Below are 15,444 nucleotides of genomic sequence, written 5' to 3'. Positions count from 1 at the left end.
GCCTTACTAATTTTCCTTGCGTTGATCACGCACGGCAAGCAAGCCGCGCATCAAACGCTTGAGTCCAACTTCCTTCTCACGTTTCTCACGATTTTCGCGATCCACAAGCAGTTGGCGCACCTGGCGTCGAAGTTGAAAGTTATCGACGGCGTACGCAACCAACACAACCGCCATGACCAAGCCTGTCATCGGCTCGCCACCAAAGTGCAAGGAGGCCCATGCCAACCAGGCGCAAATTATCCCAACGATGAGTAAGGCGAGACGGTCTAGCATTGTTGGCTCCAGGGTAGTTTTCCTATGACGGCAGGTCGGTCCTTATGGTCATGGAAGCATACGTATTCTAAACCGGGACCGATTGACGCTCATCAGGTTCGGTAGAGCATCGCGACTCAGGATAAAATGCCGGCATGATGCCCACACTCCTCAAATGGCTGCGTTACCTGAGCCACGTTCTCGGCTTTGAGACGGCCGACTCCTTCCCGCCCGGCCATCCGTACGAACGGACGCGCTGGAACGGCGCCTATTTCGACATCGCCTCCGACGTCAAGCCGGACCAGATCGAAAGCCGCCTGTGCGAGGCGATCGGCAATACGCCGCTGGTGTTCGGCTACATCACCAACCCGACGCCGCGCATGCAGCGCGCTCTGCTGGCGATGCTGGAAGAACGCATGCGCAACAACCGCGGCCGCGCCAGCGAACTGGCGGCGCTGCTGGTGCACGCCTACGACAGCCCGCACATCACCGAAGTGGTGCCCGGCCTGCGCGCCGCCATCGCCGCCACCCGCCACGAGGACATGGGCGAACGCGCACGCAGCGTCATGGCCTTCCTGGGATCGATGCAGTCGCCGTTCGACGTGATCGAGCTGAATTAGCTAATCCGTCATTCCCCCGAACGCGGGAATCCATGCTGAGTATCTGTCCGGCGAAGTATGGGCTCCCGCTTTCGCGGGAGCGACGGTTTCTGCTCAGGCGACAACGCCAGTCGGCACCGCCTGCCGCGCGAAGTTGCCCGGCACGTAGCGATCGCGCAGCTTCATGAACGGCGTCTCCACCAGCAGATACAACAGCCAGCCGGCCAGCGCGCTGGCCGCACTCATCAGCACGATGGCCTGCCAGCTGTCCGGCCCCCAGCCCTCCGCCTGCAACGGCGCGCGCAGCAGCACGCACAGCGTCTTGTGCGTCAGGTAGATCGCATACGACCACAGCGCGATGCTGGCCGCGCCCGGCACGCGCAGCTTTTGCAACAGCGAACCCGGGCTCAAGGCCGCAATCAGCAGCAGCGTAAAACTCAAACCCAGCATCGGATAGCCGATCACGGTCATCGCATAGCCGTAATGGTCTTCGATGAACAGCGACCAGGTCAGCGCCAGCAGCGCCGCGCCGGCCGCCAGCGCCCAGTTGCCGCGCGAGGTCAGCCGCGTCCAGGCCCCGGCATGATGATTCTTCAGCAGCGCCAGCGCGACGCCGGCCACCAGCTCATCGAAGCGGCACAGCGACGAGTAATAGATCAACGTGTAGTAATGGAAGCTGCCCTGCTCCACCATCCCCGCATGCGCGGTCCACAGATGGCTGCGGATCGCCATGCCCGCCAGCAGCGTGCCGATCACCGCCAGCCAGGCCAGCAGCAGCGGGCGGCGGCAAGCCGCGATCGCCAGCGCCACGGCCGGCAGCAGGAAATAAAACTGCTCCTCGACGCACAGCGACCAGGCATGGGAAAACGCCGTGCCCGGCGTCAGCTGGATATTCTGGGTAAAAGTGAGGAACTTCCACAGCGGCGGCAGCACGCTGGTGCCGCGAAACGCCGGCCACAAGGCATACAGAGCCAGCACGACGTAAAAATTCGGCAAGGTGCGCAGCAGACGGCGCGCATAAAACCGCACCAGCGAAAAGCGCTCGCCCCCATCCGACAGCCGCGAACGGCGGATGCCGCCCAGGATCTGGTTGCCGATCAAATAACCGCTGAGCGCAAAAAACAGGTCGACACCCGTCCAGCCGACTTCGCTGAACCAGCCAAAAGTCGGCGTACCGCTGACAAACAGCATGTAATGGTTGGCAAACACCAGCACGATGGCCAGAGCGCGCAAGGTGTCGAGGCCGGCGTTGCGGCCAGGGGAACTAGGATTCATGCCCGCATCTTACCAAATCAGGGCGAGATCACCATGCTGAGGACATTGTTGACCACGCTGAGCACCGCCGTGCTGTCGGCCGCGATCGCGTGGTTGTGGCCGTGGCTGGAGTAGTAATCGGTCCTGCCCAGCCGGATGCAGTCGATCGCCGCGCTGACGCCATTGCTGATGGTGTAGGCCGACAGCAGCATGTCCGGCGCGGTGACGAACTTCAACACCACATCCTGGCCGGTATTGTTGAGAAAAATGGTCTTGGCGGGCTTGACCGTCTTCAGCGACACGGCTTCGGTGAACTGTATCGTCAACATCACAGCACCCGGAACAGGCCTGCCGGATAGCCATCGTTGGTGCGCGTCAGGTCGACGCTGATGCGCTTGCCGTCATCGACCAGCAGGCTGGCGGCCGCCAGCTGCTTGAGGCTGAAGCCGACATAATCGCGCGAGCCGTGGTACTCGGGCGACGGCGACAGCCAGCTCAGCGCCGCCAAGCCCCTCAACACCATCGCCTCGCAGCAGGCGCCGGAGCCATACACCCCGACCTGATACTTGGGCTCCCCCGGCCCGGCCGCCCGGAACGCCTGGTTGACGCCCTCGAAATACGCGTTGACCGGGCCGGCGATGGCTTCGTCCGACGGATTGAAGTCCACCGCGAAGTAAATCGCCGAGCCGGACGGCTGGGTGATGACCGACTGCGCCATCAGATACGCGGCGGCGCCGTCCGCGCATCCTTGCGCCCGGCTGAAATAGTTCAAGTGGTCGCCGCCGGCCTGCCACAGCGCACCGATCTGGATGCTGGCGTCGGTCAGCGACCGGGCCTCGGCCAGCGACAGGCTCTTGCCCGCCTGGTGGCTGTAGTAGCGGATCGCAAAATCAATCCCCTGTTGCTTAATAGCAATTGCGTGCTGCGTCAGTTCAAATGGCGCTTTCAGGCCAGTCAGAACAACCATGAGATCTCCGGGTAGAAAGGGGTGTGGTTTCCCCTTGTTAATGTTAATATTTGAAAAATATGTAGATATGAAACAACTGTAACCATACAGACTAAAAATGGCCTTCCGAAAACCTTCCGAATGCCAAGTTGTTGATTACAAAGAACTTATATCCGAACAAAGAAGGTCCGCGTGAATCACAAAAGTTTTCGTTTCGGGCAGTGGCGGGTCGATCCAGCCACCAATACACTCAGTTGCGGCGACCTGAGCCGCCAGCTGGAACCCCGCGCCATGGATGTTTTATTGCACTTATGCAAACATCCGCATATCGTCGTTTCGGCCGAAACCCTGCTCGATGCGTGCTGGGGCGACATCTCCCCCAGCGACAACGCAGTCCACAAAATCATCACGCAGCTGCGGCGGGCGCTGGACGATTCGGCGGTCGAACCGCGCTATATCGAAACCATCCGCAAGCGCGGCTATCGTTTGCTGGCCGAGCTCAGCTACGACGACGACGTCAGCAACGGCAGCTGGCTGCACGCCTCGCCGTTCCGCGGCCTGGAGGCGTTTGAAGAGCAGCACGCCGCCATCTTCTTCGGCCGCAAGCTCGGCGTCGACCAACTAGTGCAAGTGGTGGTCAGCCAAGTGCAGGCCGCCTGCGCGATGGTGCTGGTGCTGGGTCCGTCCGGCGCCGGCAAGACCTCGTTGATCCAGGCCGGCCTGATCCCCGCCCTGAAAGCGGGCGCCGCGCCGGCCGAATCCGGCCTGGCGATCGCCAGCCATCTGCAACTGGACTGCGCCGACATGGGCCAGGCCAGCCTGCTCGACACCCTGGCCAGCGTACTGCTCGATGCCGAGCTGGACGGCCAACTGCTGTTTGAAAACACCAGCGCCGTATCGCTGGCCCAGCGTCTGGCGCAAGACCTGCCGGGCCTGATCGCCCAGCTGCAAACCAAGCTGCCGGCGATCCGGCTGATGCTGTTCATCGACCGCTTCGAAGCCATCTTCCGCCTGCCGCATATCGGCGAGCAGGAGCGCGCCGTGTTTATCCACGTGCTGGACCAGCTGGCGCGTTCCGGCTGCATATTGTTAGTGCTGGCCTGCCGCAACGACTTCTACCCGCACCTGACGGCCTACCCTGCCCTGATGAGCATGAAGCTGCGCGGCGGCCACTTCGACCTGGCGCCGCCCGGCGCGGCCGACATCGCCCAGATCATCCGCCACCCGGTGCAAGTGGCGCAGCTGCGCTACACGGTCGATGCCGCCGGCGAATCGCTGGACCAGGTGCTGATCGACGCCGCCAAGGCCGGCCCGGACACGCTGCCGCTGCTGCAATACTGTCTGCAGGAGCTGTATCGCCTGCGCAGTCCCGATGGCGAACTGAGCCACGCCAGCTTCCACGCGTTGGGCGGACTGGAAGGCGCCATCGGCGCGCGCGCCGAACAAGTGATCTCGGCGCTGGGCAGCGCGCAGATCGCCGCCTTGCCGCATGTGCTGTCGCAGCTGGTGCTGGTGGCGGAGGATGAATCCACCGTCACCTCGCGCCGCGTGCCGTGGTCGGCGCTGCGCAACGAGGCCGACCATGGGCTGGTGCAGGCGCTGGTCGATGCGCACTTGTTCGTCAGCGATCTGCACGGCGGCGCGCCGGCCTTCGGCATCGCCCACGAAGCGCTGCTGCGGCGCTGGCCGCGCGTAGTGGCGTGGATCGAGGAACACCGCCAGGCCTTGCAGGTGCGCAGCCGCATCAGCGCGCAAGCCAGGCGCTGGCAGGACAGCGGCCGCAAGCCCGACATGCTGCTGCCATCCGGCACCCAGGCCAATCAAGCGCGCCAGCTGCTCAAGACCAGCGACTTCAGCTTCACGCAGCAGGAGCAGGCCTTCGTCCACGCCTCGCTGCAAGGCGTGCGGCGCGGCGAGCGGCTGCGGTTGACGATCACCATCGTCATGGCTGGTCTGACGCTGCTGGCCGGCGGTCTGTTCCTGATGGCGCGCTCGGCGCAGCAGGCGGCAGAGCAGCATCGCACCGAGGCCGAGGAGTTGATGGGCTACATGCTGGGCGACTTCGTCGACAAGCTGCGCCCGCTGGGCAAGCTGGACTTGCTCGACAGCGTCAGCAACCGCGCGTTGAAGTACTTGTCGGATCCGGCGCGTAATGAGGACAGCGACACAGCCCTGGCCCAACGCGCCAAATCACTGCAACTACTGTCCGAGGTGAAGATATCGCGTGGCGATCCGGCCGGTGCGAATACAGCATTGCTCGCCGGGCGCGACATACTCCGCAAGCTATTGAGCAACGAACCTGGCAATCTGGCGTTGTTAAAAAGCGCCGGCGAAAACGCCTTCTGGCTGGGAAAAATCCACGTCGATCAAAAGGAGTGGGTGCCAGCTCAGAAATACCTGGAAGAATATCGCGATTACAGCGATCTTCAGGCGAAAGGGGCGCCGGACGATGTCGACGGTTGGATCGAGCAATCCTATGCCCACAACAGCTTGGGCAGTCTCGCTTTGCAACGCAGCGATCCGCGCCGCGCCGCCGCCGAATTCAAGCTGTCGGTTGAACTGAAAAGCCGCGCCCATGCAAAGACACCAAAAAACAAACGGTTGACTGCCGATCTGGCCGACAGCCTTTCGTGGCTGGCCACCGCGCAAATGCAGCTGGGGCAACTGGCACAGGCTGAGTCCTTGTATGCACGCGAGTTGGCGCTGCTGCAAACCCTGCACGACACTTATCCAGCTGAGACACTATGGATCAACCGCCTGTCATCTGCATGGTCGCACCAGTCTGAAATTAAGCAGGCGCGTGGGGATCTCGGTGCGAGCCACGCCAGTTCCCAGCAAGCGTACACGCTGTTGAAAGGCATTGTAGAAAATGACCCAAGCAACCGCAACTGGCAGCGGAATCTCTATATTGTCGGATTACGGCGCGTAGAAACGGCGGGAGTCGATGCGCCACCAGCCGCCACGCTGACCGAACTCGAACAATTGCAACAACGCTTTTCTGAGCTCAGTACTTTAGAACCCAAAAAATTAAACTTGCAAGTCATGCTCGCCAACGTACAGCAGCGCCAGGCACTTGTTCATCTGCGTGCACATCGCGTCGAAGCGGCGGCAGCCAGTCTGGCGCCAGCCCTTGGCAAGCTGCGTCAGCTTTATGCGCAGGCGCCGGCGGACCAAGTGATACGCAACGGGCTGGTGGAAGCACTCCTGCTGAATGCCGACATCGCCAGTGAAGACAACGCGCGTCGCACCTGCGAAGAAGCGCGCAACGTCCTACGCCCTCTGATAGCCGACAGTACCGACTTCCATGTGCTGGCGCCGTGGGTCAAGGCTCACGCCTGTCTGGAACAACATGAGCAGGCTGCATCAGCCAGCAAGCAGCTGGAATCGATGACCTATCGCGACCCGGCATATTTGCAGTACCTTTTCACCCACCCACCAAAGAAAGCGAACTCATGACTTCCTCCGTCGCGCCTACTCCCTTCATCAATATCCAGGTATCCGTCAAGCCGGGCCTCAAGCCTGGTCAGTACATTGTGAATTGCGATCCTGCAGCACCGGCAATCACCCAACCAGACACCGTGATCAACTACCAACTGGTTGACACCGACGGCCTCAACATCGTGTTCAAGACGTTCACTGTGAAACAAGAGAATAATCAACTGAGCCCGCCAAGCGTCAGTACCGATGGACTGCTGATGACTTTCAATGACATCAACACGGAAAAGATGACCTTGAATATCAACCTCAAATTCAAGGACAAGGACGGCGTAGAATTCTCGCACGATCCACAGATCGAAAACGAGCCACAATAAAGTGTCGCAGTGGTCCGATGCTACACTGACGCATCGGACCACTGATAGGAAGCGGCATGATCGACGCCAGCAAATTGCAATTCAAATCCATTCAATACAGCGGCCAACACCCCGGCACGCGGCTGATCGTCACCGGCGCCGTGCACGGCAACGAGACCTGCGGCACCCAGGCCATCACGCGCGTGATGGCGCAACTGGACAGCGGCCAGCTGACGATACGCAACGGCAGCGTCACCTTCGTCCCCGTCGCCAATCCGTTGGCCTACGCCAAGGGCGAACGCTCCGGCGAGCGCAACCTGAATCGCAACCTGTTCCCCAACCCGAACCCGCAAGACTTCGAAGACCGCGTCGCCAACTGGCTGTGTCCGCTGCTGGCGCAGCATGACGTGCTGCTGGACCTGCACTCGTTCAACGCCGCCAGCGAGCCGTTCGCCATGGTCGGCCCGCGCAACAACGACGGTCCGCTGGAACCCTTCCAGCACGAGCAGCAAGAACGCGCAATGGCGCGGCGGCTCGGCGTGCGGCGCTTCGTCGACGGCTGGCTGCGCACCTACGGCGCCGGCGTGCAGCGCCGCCTGCGCAACGAAGGCGAACTGCAAACCGTGCTGCGCTACGGCATGGGCACCACCGAATACATGCGCAGCACCGGCGGCTATGCGCTGACGCTCGAATGCGGCCAGCACGCCGATCCGCAGGCGCCCGAGGTCGGCTACCGCGCCATCGTCAACACCCTGGCATTCCTCGGCCTGATCGACGCGCCCTCGCCCGAGCCCATCGCCGACGATGCGATGGAAGCGCTGAGCATGGTGGCGGTCTACGACAAGCAGCATGCGGACGACCGCTTCAGCCGCGCCTGGTCCAGCTTCGATCCGGTGCGGCAAGGCGAACAGATCGGCACCCGCCTCGACGGCACGCCGGTGCTGGCCGAGTTCGACGGCCGCATCCTGTTCCCCGACGCCGCTGCCGGCGCCAACAGCGAATGGTATTACCTCACGCGCGCCAACCCCGCCTTCTGATCAGACGGTCGACAGCTTCAGGCCGACGATGCCGCCGATGATCATGGCGATGCAGCCGACGCGCAGCGCGCTGGCCGGCTCGTTCAATACGACGATGCCGAAGATCACGGTGCCGACGGTGCCGATGCCGGTCCAGATCGCATAAGCGGTGCCCAGCGGCAGCGTGCGCAGCGCCAGGCCCAGCATGGCGACGCTGCCGGCCATGGCGCCCAGCGTCAGCACGGTCGGCAATGGCTTGCTGAAGCCGTCGGTGTATTTGAGCCCGACCGCCCACGCCACTTCCAGCAGGCCGGCCAGGATGAGGATTATCCAGGTCATCGAGTGTCTCCAAAAAATTGCGCAAACTATAGCATCGGCAGCCAAACTCTGCTGACGGCTTCCCGCCGCGCGCCGCGCAGTACATAATGCTCGTTCAACAATAACAAGGAGCATCCATGCAATTACTGGCGCAGATCGTCACCGGCCTGGTGGCGCTGATACATGTCTACATCGTCCTGCTGGAAACGGTATTGTTCGAATCGCGCGGCCGCCGCGTGTTCGGGCTGAGCAAGGAGAAGGCCGACATCGTCCAGCCGGCCATGTCCAACCAGGGTTGCTACAACGGCTTCCTGGTGGCGGCGCTGGTGGTGGGTTTTGTGCATCCGAATCCGGCGATCGCGTCGGCGTTCACGGTGTTCGGCCTGGCTTGCGTGGCGGTGGCCGGCGTATGGGGCGGCGTGACGGTCAAGCGTTCGATCCTGCTGATCCAGACCCTGCCCGCCGTCATCGCCCTGGCCCTGCACTTCGCCTGACATCCGGGGTCAGGTCCGCCATTTCTACACGGCCTCAACCGTTGGCGGGCTTGACGCCGTTCAGGCTCGGCAAGGTGATGGTCTCGATCGTCACCGGCGCCGGGTCCGTCGCCGGCCTGGCGCCGCTGCCGCGCAGCGCCAGCAACCAGCCGATGCCGTCGAACCAGAACGGCGCTCCCAGCGACGAGGCGAAGGCGGTGATGATCCACCCCATCAGCGCGAACGCCAGCGCGGCCGTGAAGGCGCCCGCACCCTTGTCCCAGGCGCCGTCAAAGCGCGGCGACGGCCAGCCGATCGGCAACACCTGCAACGCCTGCATGTCTTTTTTGGCCTCGCCCACCTGGCTCAGCGCGGTAGGCGCGGTTGCGCCGGCCGCAGCCGTCACGGCCGGCTTCATGGCGCCGGCGGCCATGGTGTCGCCGATCTGCTGCGCCGTCCTGGTCGCCATGGCCTCGTCGCGCCAAAGACGCTGGCTCAGCTGCAGCGCATCGATATTCATCGCCCCCGCATAGAACAGGCCGACGCAGAACAGCACCAGCTGCGAGCGCCGCTTGTACCAGCCGGTGATGCGGTCCATCACCGTGTCGTACCAGATGCGCACGGCGTTCTCCAGCGCGGCCACGTCGTCCGGCCCTTCGCCCATGATGGCCAGCAGCGTGCGGCTCAATCCTTCGTTGCCGATGTTGGCCAGCAGCAGCGCCGCCGCCTGTCCCTTGCCGTACCTGGCGGTCAGCGTCGACACAAACGCCCGCGCAAAAATCGCCGACGGAATATAGGACGGCATGCGCCCCTGCTGCGCCAGCCCAGTGATCAGCGGATGCGTCATGACGGCGGCCGACAGCGAGTGCGGCCCCAGCTTGGCCAGATTGAAGCCGCTGTCCAGCCGCAGGAAGCGCTGGATCGAAGGAATGATGCCGCGCAGATGGGACTTGCCGGCCGGCTCGTGCAGCATGGTCAGCACGCCATCGACCAGGATCTTGGCGCGGGTCTGGAACAGCGAGGCGATGGCTTCGCGCGTGGCGCTGCACAGCAGGCTCACGGCGAGGAAAGTGTAGGACAGCCCGATGGCCACATCCAGGTAATGACTCGACATACGGCCCTCATTAAACTTCGAACAATGTTCCCATAACATAAATGATTTTTCGGCCGCCAGCACGTTTTTCTTTTATATCGTAAGATGACGATATTGAAATCGGAAAAAGACGATCCATATATCGTTACATGCAAATGGACATAGACGCTATCCACAAAGCCCTCGCCAACCCGATGCGGCGCCAGATCCTGGCGTGGCTGAAGGAGCCCGAGGTGTATTTCTCGGACCAGCAGCATCCGCTGAGCCTGGGAGTATGCGCCGGCCTCATCGACCGGCGTTGTGAACTGTCGCAATCGACGGTGTCGGCGCATCTGGCCACCCTGCTCAAGGCTGGCCTGATCACCTCGCACCGCGTGGGGCAATGGAATTACTTTAAACGCGACGAAGCCCTGATCCAGGCCTTCATCGATCAAATGACACTATAGGAAACTCATCATGGCAAATCTTTTCGACCCGCTCACCATCGGCGACATCACCCTGAAAAACCGCATCGTCATGGCTCCGCTGACCCGTGCCCGCGCCATCGGCGGCGCCCGCGTGCCGAACGCGCTGATGGCCAAGTACTACGAGCAGCGCGCCACCGCCGGCCTGATCCTGAGCGAGGCGACCGCCGTCACGCCGCAGGGCGTGGGCTATGCCGACACCCCGGGCCTGTGGTCCGACGAGCAGGTGGAAGGCTGGAAGCAAGTCACCGAGGCCGTGCATCAAGCCGGCGGCGTGATCTTCGCCCAGCTGTGGCACGTGGGCCGCATCTCCGACCCGAGCTTCCTGAACGGCGAAGCGCCGGTGTCGGCCAGCGCCATCGCGGCCGAAGGCCATGTCAGCCTGCTGCGTCCGCAACGCGCCTATCCGGTGCCGCGCGCGCTCGATACCGAAGAGCTGGCAGGCATCGTCGCCGCCTACAAGAAAGGTGCTGAGAACGCCAAGAAGGCCGGCTTCGACGGCGTGGAAATCCACGGCGCCAACGGCTACCTGCTCGACCAGTTCCTGCAAGATAAAACCAACCAGCGCACCGACAACTACGGCGGCTCGATTGAAAACCGCGCCCGTCTGATGCTGGAAGTGACCGATGCCGCCATCGCAGTATGGGGTGCCGGCCGCGTGGGCATGCACCTGGCGCCGCGCCGCGATTCGCACGACATGGGCGACTCCAACCCGGCCGCCACCTTCGGCTACGTGGCGCGCGAGCTGGGCAAGCGCAAGATCGCCTTCATCTGCGCGCGCGAAGCGGTGGGCGAGGACAGCCTGGGTCCGTTGCTGAAGAAGGAATTCGGCGGCGTCTACATCGCCAATGAAAAGATGGACAAGCAGACCGCGCAGCAAGTGCTGGACGCCGGCACCGCCGACGCCATCGCTTTCGGCAAGGCCTTCATCTCCAACCCGGACCTGCCGCGCCGCCTGCAACTGGATGCGCCGCTGAACGACTGGAAAGCCGAAACCTTCTACGCGCCTGCGGAAGAAGGCTACACCGACTACCCAGCCCTGGCTTAAGCTCGCCGCTTAGCGCGGCAGCGCGTAGTTCACCGGCACGAAGTCGTAACCCTTGCCGTTGACGCGCACATGGCCCAAGGCCGGGAACGACAGGTGGGGGGCGCCGATCAGGTAGCCCCCCTTGGCCGCCGCCGCGAACGCTTCCTTGCGTTCGGCGATGGCGATCTTGCTGTCGGTGTCGAAGGTGACGCCGACGCCAGGCGTTTCAAACTGCACCGCCTGCACGTGCAGCAAATCTCCCAGCAGGGCCAGCTTCTGGCCCTTGCTCTCCACCACATACGTGATATGCCCCGGCGTGTGGCCGCCGTTGAAGTAGGACTTGATGCCCGGCACCAGCTCGCTGTTGGCGACGATGGGCTGGAACTTGCCCGCCTTGACGTAAGGGTTCAGCGACATCATCGCGCCCTGGAAGTCTTCCTTCTCCTCGCCGGTCGCCTTGTCCAGGTTGCTCTGGCTCAGATAGAAATCCGCATCCAGCTTGCCCGCCCGGACTATCGCGTTCGGAAACACGCGCTGTTCGTTGGCCGCCAGTCCGCCCACGTGGTCACCATGCATATGGCTGATGTAGATCTCGTCGACCTGCTCCGGCTTGTAACCGGAGGCCTTGAAGTTGGCCAGCATCTTGCCCGCCGTCGGGCCGAACAGGCTGGCGGCGCCGGCGTCGATCAGCACCAGCTTGTTGCCGGTATTGATCAGGAAAGCATTGATCGAAGTTTCCAGCGGACTCTTCTCGAACGACCGCGCCAGCGCCGCATTGGTCTTGGCCGGCGGCTGCTTGAGCAGCTTGTCGACCGGCAGATCGATGGTGCCGTCGTTGAGCACGGTGATTTCGAAATCGCCCAGCGTGGTGCGATAGAAGCCTGGCGCCTGGAACTTGGCCATCGGCGCGGCGGCCTGCGCCATCGTACTGGCCATGGCCACCGCCAGCACGGCGGCGGTTCGGGTCAAGGTGGTCGTCGTGATCATAGCGTCCCTGTTTTTTGAACAATCGAGAAACGCTACGATACCGCAAAATCCGCCGCTTGGGCCACGCGCTCTACAAGGACAGCGGCATGCGTATCGATAGTTGCACGTCCGGCGTGTCCCGCGTGAGTCCGGCGCCCACCGCGATGTTGATGGTGCGCTTGTCGCTGAGCCGGTACGACAAGCCCATCAACAACGTGCCCAGCTGCGTCCGCACCGAACCCGGCACCGGCACGCCGTTCTGCCGCGTGCGCGCAATCGAGCTGTGGTCGTAGCCAAAGCTGATCAGCGCCTTGTCGTTCAAGGCCAGGCCCATGCCGAAATTAAAGCCCGCCACATCGCCCGGCGCGACCGTGCCCAGCGGCTCCCACTCGCCGTTCAACACCTTGCGGTTGACATTGCTGCGCTTGAAGTTGTACAGGTAGCTGATGCCGCCGAACAGGATGGCCGGATCGCTGGCGTACAGCCACGTCAGGCTGGGCTGCACGGCATAGAAGCCGGAACCGGTGGGCAGTTCCAGCGGCAAGCCGGTGCCGGTGGCATCCGGCCCCACGCAGCGCTTGCTGCAATCGGTAACGACCTTGAACGGATCGGTGCCGGTGCGCGACTTGACGCGCAAGCCGGCCACGTAATACGGCCGGTCCGGCGCCCCCTGGTTGAGCTGGTAGCGCAGCGCCAATTCGGCATCGCCCACGCCCTTGCCGCTGGTTTCAAACACCTTGTCGACACCGGTTCCGGTGAACAGCTCGCGGCTGACGGTGGAATCGGTGCGGTACACATAGGGCAGTTTCAACTCCACTTCCGCGCGGTTGCTCAGGCCGTAGCGCAGCGAGACGGCGCCGGTCAGCGTGTTGCGCTTGATCTCGCGCACGTCGACCAGCCCGATCAGCAAGGCCGGGATGATGGTGTAGCCGACCAGCACCACGCGGTTGCTCGACGAATAGCCGAACTGCGCCGACGGCTCCAGCACCAGCTTGCCGCGCGGCGTCAGCACGCCCGGCTGTTCGAACAAGGGCGCCACGGCCGGCGGCGCGGTATCGCCCTGCGATTGCTGCTGAGCCTGCACCTGCGCCGCCGCGCACGCCATCCACACCAGCGCACTGGTTTGCCATCTCACACTTCGCATCGCCACCCTCCGTCGTCGTGTTCATTTCGGCCCCACAGCAGCGCTCAGGGCATCGCGCAACATGCTTTCAAAATTGACCGCCTTCAGCAGCGCCAGATTGCTGACCGTGGTACTGATCGTGGTCTGGCTGCGGATGGCCTGGTCGCTGACGCTGTTCTGTATCAGCAAGGAACCCAGTGCCGGCGTGGCCTGCATAACATCGGCCACATTGCCCGCGCCGTTCTGCACCACCACCGCGGCGAGCGCATCGCTGGCCATGCGGGCTTCTTCAGCGCTCAACTTTGTCACATCGGCGATCGCAAAACGACTGTTTGCTACAACACTGCCATTGATCGAAACCAAACGTTCGACACCTAGCGAGACCATGAGTCCGCTGCCCAGTTCGTAGCCGCCGCGCGCCTGCTCCAGCGTGGCGTCATCGACGGCCAACCAGCCGTCGGTCGGGTCCGGCAAATCGCCGGCATGTGCCACCGCCCCGCAGGCCAGCAGCACGGTCAACATCGTTGTGCGCATACGCGCCTCCGTTCAGTAATTGCCGCTGCCGTTCTTGGGCAGCGTGATGTCGGTCAGCGAGCCGCGATTGATGCCCTGCTCCAGCGGCGCGCGCGGCGCGACGCGCCAGTCCGCCGCCAGATTGAAGTGCGGCTGCCCGCGCCAGTTATGGATCAGGAACAGCAACTGGTCCTGCCACACCGCCTCGAAGTCCGCGCGCCGCATCGCCCGCGTGCCGCCGGCCGGATCGCCCAGCAGCACGCGCCCCTCGTCCACACCCTTGATGACGACGAAATGTTCATAACCGTTTTCACGGATGCGCACGATGGCCGGAAAGCGCGCCTCGGCCAGCTTGTGCAAGGGCTGCTGATAGCCGTCGGCGATGAAACCCAGTCCGGCCAGATAACGCTTCATGTCCAGCAGCGAAAAGCCTTCGCGCTGGATTTTCTGCTGGTCGCCCTGCGCGTACATGGCGTCGAACACCTGCCGCTCGCTGACGGGCGTGTCGTAGTGATAGCTGAGCAGCGTCGCCACCGCCGCCGAGCCGCAACTGAAATCGAACTGCTGGCGCACCGTGGAACGGAAGCGCGCCTCCTTCAGGCTGGTGACATGCAGCGCGTAGCTGCCGCCGGCCGCGCCGGGCAAGTCCACCGCGCCCGCCTGGCCGCACGCGATGGCGGCCAGCACTGCATAAGCGTAGGTCTTCATCGCATCTGGATGTTGATGATGGTGGCGTTCTGGATCAGCACATTGGCGCCGGAGTTCTGTATCGCCACCGGCAAGCCGGCGGCATTGCTGAACGAGCCGCTGCTGATCGAATTGGCGCCGGTGTACACATTGACGGCGGAGTTGCCGCTGACGGCGCCGTTCAACTGCATGTCGTTGTTGACCGCATCGGCGCCCGCGCGCTTGCCGGCCAGCTTGGCGGCCGGTAGTGAGCTGTTCTCGAACCCGGCCGGATCGGCGGTCATGATGACGATGGCGCCGGGCAGCAGCGCAGGCCGGGACAGCGCCGCCGGCGGCGGCAGCGGCTCGATCGACGGCGCCGCCAGCGCATTGCCGCCCAGCGCCAAGGCCGCAAACAAACTGAAAACTGGTGTATGCATACCGTACTCCCTGTAGATGGCGGGATGCGCCACGCTGCGCGCATCCCGCGTCCGCGCTACTTGCCGACCGACAGATTGGCCTGGACGTTGACGCTCTGCTGCACCAGCGAGGCGATGCCGCTGTTCTGCGCCGTCACCATGATGCCGGCGGCCGACTGGCCGACATTGCTCATGGTGTTGGACATATTGAACGTGCCCGCCGTTACCGACACATCGCCACCTGCGCCACCCGTGCCGCCGGCCGCCGCGCCGCCTGTCGCCGCACCACCGGTAACGGTGCCGCCACCGCCGCCCGCACCACCGGTATTGCCGCCACCGCCAGCGCCGCCTGCGCCGCCTGCACCGCCGGTCGAACTGCCGTTGGTGGGATTGCCGTTGCTGGCCGTGCCGCCGCTGGCCGCACCACCCGCCGCACCGGCGCCGCCCGTATTGCTGGCCGCGCCGCTGCTGCCGCCATTGCCGCCAGTCGCACCCGCGCCGCCGGCCGCACCGGTGCTGGTGGC

18 protein-coding genes and 1 pseudogene are annotated in these 15,444 nt (G+C 63.6%); 7 read left to right on the top strand and 12 right to left on the bottom strand.

The annotated features are described in order from the left end of the window. Window positions 1-6: 6 nt before the first annotated feature. The gene (locus tag GEV01_RS29080; RefSeq protein ID WP_152809692.1) at window positions 7-273 is read right to left on the bottom strand and encodes a hypothetical protein; all 267 of its coding nucleotides are present in this window, start codon (window positions 271-273) and stop codon (window positions 7-9) included. A gap of 134 nt (window positions 274-407) precedes the next feature. Between GEV01_RS29080 and GEV01_RS29075 the strand changes: the two genes are divergently transcribed. After that, window positions 408-872, top strand: a complete 465-nt coding sequence (locus GEV01_RS29075) for a hypothetical protein (protein ID WP_152809690.1) — start codon at window positions 408-410, stop codon at window positions 870-872. Window positions 873-965: 93 nt separating this feature from the next. Here GEV01_RS29075 and GEV01_RS29070 read toward each other — a convergent pair whose 3' ends face one another. Genes GEV01_RS29070 through GEV01_RS29060 form a run of 3 tightly spaced genes read right to left on the bottom strand, consistent with a single transcriptional unit; the run spans window position 966 to window position 3,072 of the window. Continuing rightward, window positions 966-2,126 carry an acyltransferase family protein gene (locus tag GEV01_RS29070; RefSeq protein WP_152809688.1) on the bottom strand — a complete coding sequence of 387 codons (1,161 nt, stop codon included), beginning with the start codon at window positions 2,124-2,126 and terminating at the stop codon, window positions 966-968. Window positions 2,127-2,143: 17 nt separating this feature from the next. Next, window positions 2,144-2,434, bottom strand: coding sequence for a hypothetical protein (locus GEV01_RS29065; protein WP_152809686.1), 291 nt, complete (start codon window positions 2,432-2,434; stop codon window positions 2,144-2,146). Continuing rightward, on the bottom strand, window positions 2,434-3,072 hold the full coding sequence (locus GEV01_RS29060; protein ID WP_152809684.1) for a DUF1906 domain-containing protein: 639 nt from the start codon (window positions 3,070-3,072) through the stop codon (window positions 2,434-2,436). Before GEV01_RS29060 ends, GEV01_RS29065 begins: the two co-directional genes overlap by 1 nt. A gap of 171 nt (window positions 3,073-3,243) precedes the next feature. On the opposite strand from GEV01_RS29060, the gene GEV01_RS29055 reads away from it, so the two are divergent. From GEV01_RS29055 to GEV01_RS29045, 3 genes are read left to right on the top strand one after another with little or no spacing between them, the layout of a single operon-like run. Next, a complete protein-coding gene (locus GEV01_RS29055; protein WP_328595653.1) occupies window positions 3,244-6,507 on the top strand; it encodes an nSTAND1 domain-containing NTPase in 3,264 nt (1,087 codons plus the stop codon). Continuing rightward, on the top strand, window positions 6,504-6,863 hold the full coding sequence (locus GEV01_RS29050) for a hypothetical protein (RefSeq protein ID WP_152809682.1): 360 nt from the start codon (window positions 6,504-6,506) through the stop codon (window positions 6,861-6,863). The genes GEV01_RS29055 and GEV01_RS29050 overlap by 4 nt, the downstream gene beginning before the upstream one ends. A gap of 56 nt (window positions 6,864-6,919) precedes the next feature. Beyond that, a complete protein-coding gene (locus GEV01_RS29045; protein ID WP_152809680.1) occupies window positions 6,920-7,879 on the top strand; it encodes a M14 family metallopeptidase in 960 nt (319 codons plus the stop codon). Here GEV01_RS29045 and sugE read toward each other — a convergent pair whose 3' ends face one another. Beyond that, window positions 7,880-8,197: a quaternary ammonium compound efflux SMR transporter SugE gene (gene sugE, locus GEV01_RS29040; protein WP_008447704.1), complete on the bottom strand. Its 318-nt coding sequence runs from the start codon at window positions 8,195-8,197 to the stop codon at window positions 7,880-7,882. A 116-nt stretch (window positions 8,198-8,313) separates the two neighbouring features. Here sugE and GEV01_RS29035 point away from each other — a divergent pair, with 116 nt between their 5' ends. Continuing rightward, a complete protein-coding gene (locus tag GEV01_RS29035; protein ID WP_152809678.1) occupies window positions 8,314-8,670 on the top strand; it encodes a DUF1304 domain-containing protein in 357 nt (118 codons plus the stop codon). Between the two features lie 34 nt (window positions 8,671-8,704). Here GEV01_RS29035 and GEV01_RS29030 read toward each other — a convergent pair whose 3' ends face one another. Further along, window positions 8,705-9,763 carry a hypothetical protein gene (locus GEV01_RS29030; RefSeq protein ID WP_152809676.1) on the bottom strand — a complete coding sequence of 353 codons (1,059 nt, stop codon included), beginning with the start codon at window positions 9,761-9,763 and terminating at the stop codon, window positions 8,705-8,707. Window positions 9,764-9,891: 128 nt separating this feature from the next. On the opposite strand from GEV01_RS29030, the gene GEV01_RS29025 reads away from it, so the two are divergent. Together GEV01_RS29025 and GEV01_RS29020 are read left to right on the top strand one after the other, a co-directional pair. Then, the gene (locus tag GEV01_RS29025) at window positions 9,892-10,188 is read left to right on the top strand and encodes an ArsR/SmtB family transcription factor (protein WP_008447701.1); all 297 of its coding nucleotides are present in this window, start codon (window positions 9,892-9,894) and stop codon (window positions 10,186-10,188) included. 10 nt (window positions 10,189-10,198) lie between these two features. Beyond that, window positions 10,199-11,254 carry an alkene reductase gene (locus tag GEV01_RS29020; protein WP_152809674.1) on the top strand — a complete coding sequence of 352 codons (1,056 nt, stop codon included), beginning with the start codon at window positions 10,199-10,201 and terminating at the stop codon, window positions 11,252-11,254. Window positions 11,255-11,263: 9 nt separating this feature from the next. Here GEV01_RS29020 and GEV01_RS29015 read toward each other — a convergent pair whose 3' ends face one another. From GEV01_RS29015 to GEV01_RS30985, 6 genes and pseudogenes are all read right to left on the bottom strand, one after another. Beyond that, window positions 11,264-12,220, bottom strand: a complete 957-nt coding sequence (locus GEV01_RS29015; protein WP_152809672.1) for an MBL fold metallo-hydrolase — start codon at window positions 12,218-12,220, stop codon at window positions 11,264-11,266. 70 nt (window positions 12,221-12,290) lie between these two features. Next, on the bottom strand, window positions 12,291-13,343 hold the full coding sequence (locus GEV01_RS29010) for an acetate kinase (RefSeq protein WP_152809670.1): 1,053 nt from the start codon (window positions 13,341-13,343) through the stop codon (window positions 12,291-12,293). Window positions 13,344-13,364: 21 nt separating this feature from the next. Continuing rightward, the gene (locus tag GEV01_RS29005) at window positions 13,365-13,856 is read right to left on the bottom strand and encodes a hypothetical protein (RefSeq protein WP_152809668.1); all 492 of its coding nucleotides are present in this window, start codon (window positions 13,854-13,856) and stop codon (window positions 13,365-13,367) included. Window positions 13,857-13,868: 12 nt separating this feature from the next. Beyond that, complete coding sequence (locus tag GEV01_RS29000) at window positions 13,869-14,543, bottom strand: C39 family peptidase (protein ID WP_152809666.1); 675 nt, start codon at window positions 14,541-14,543, stop codon at window positions 13,869-13,871. Further along, window positions 14,540-14,941: a hypothetical protein gene (locus tag GEV01_RS28995; protein WP_152809664.1), complete on the bottom strand. Its 402-nt coding sequence runs from the start codon at window positions 14,939-14,941 to the stop codon at window positions 14,540-14,542. The genes GEV01_RS29000 and GEV01_RS28995 overlap by 4 nt, the downstream gene beginning before the upstream one ends. 56 nt (window positions 14,942-14,997) lie before the next feature. Beyond that, window positions 14,998-15,444 (bottom strand): annotated as a pseudogene (locus tag GEV01_RS30985) (hypothetical protein); the annotation flags it as partial.

The sequence above is a fragment of the Rugamonas rivuli genome, assembly GCF_009380165.1.
In the GTDB taxonomy this organism is placed as follows: domain Bacteria; phylum Pseudomonadota; class Gammaproteobacteria; order Burkholderiales; family Burkholderiaceae_D; genus Rugamonas; species Rugamonas rivuli.
The sequence above is the reverse complement of the archived record's forward strand: the minus strand, read 5'-3'. Positions and strand labels throughout refer to the sequence as shown.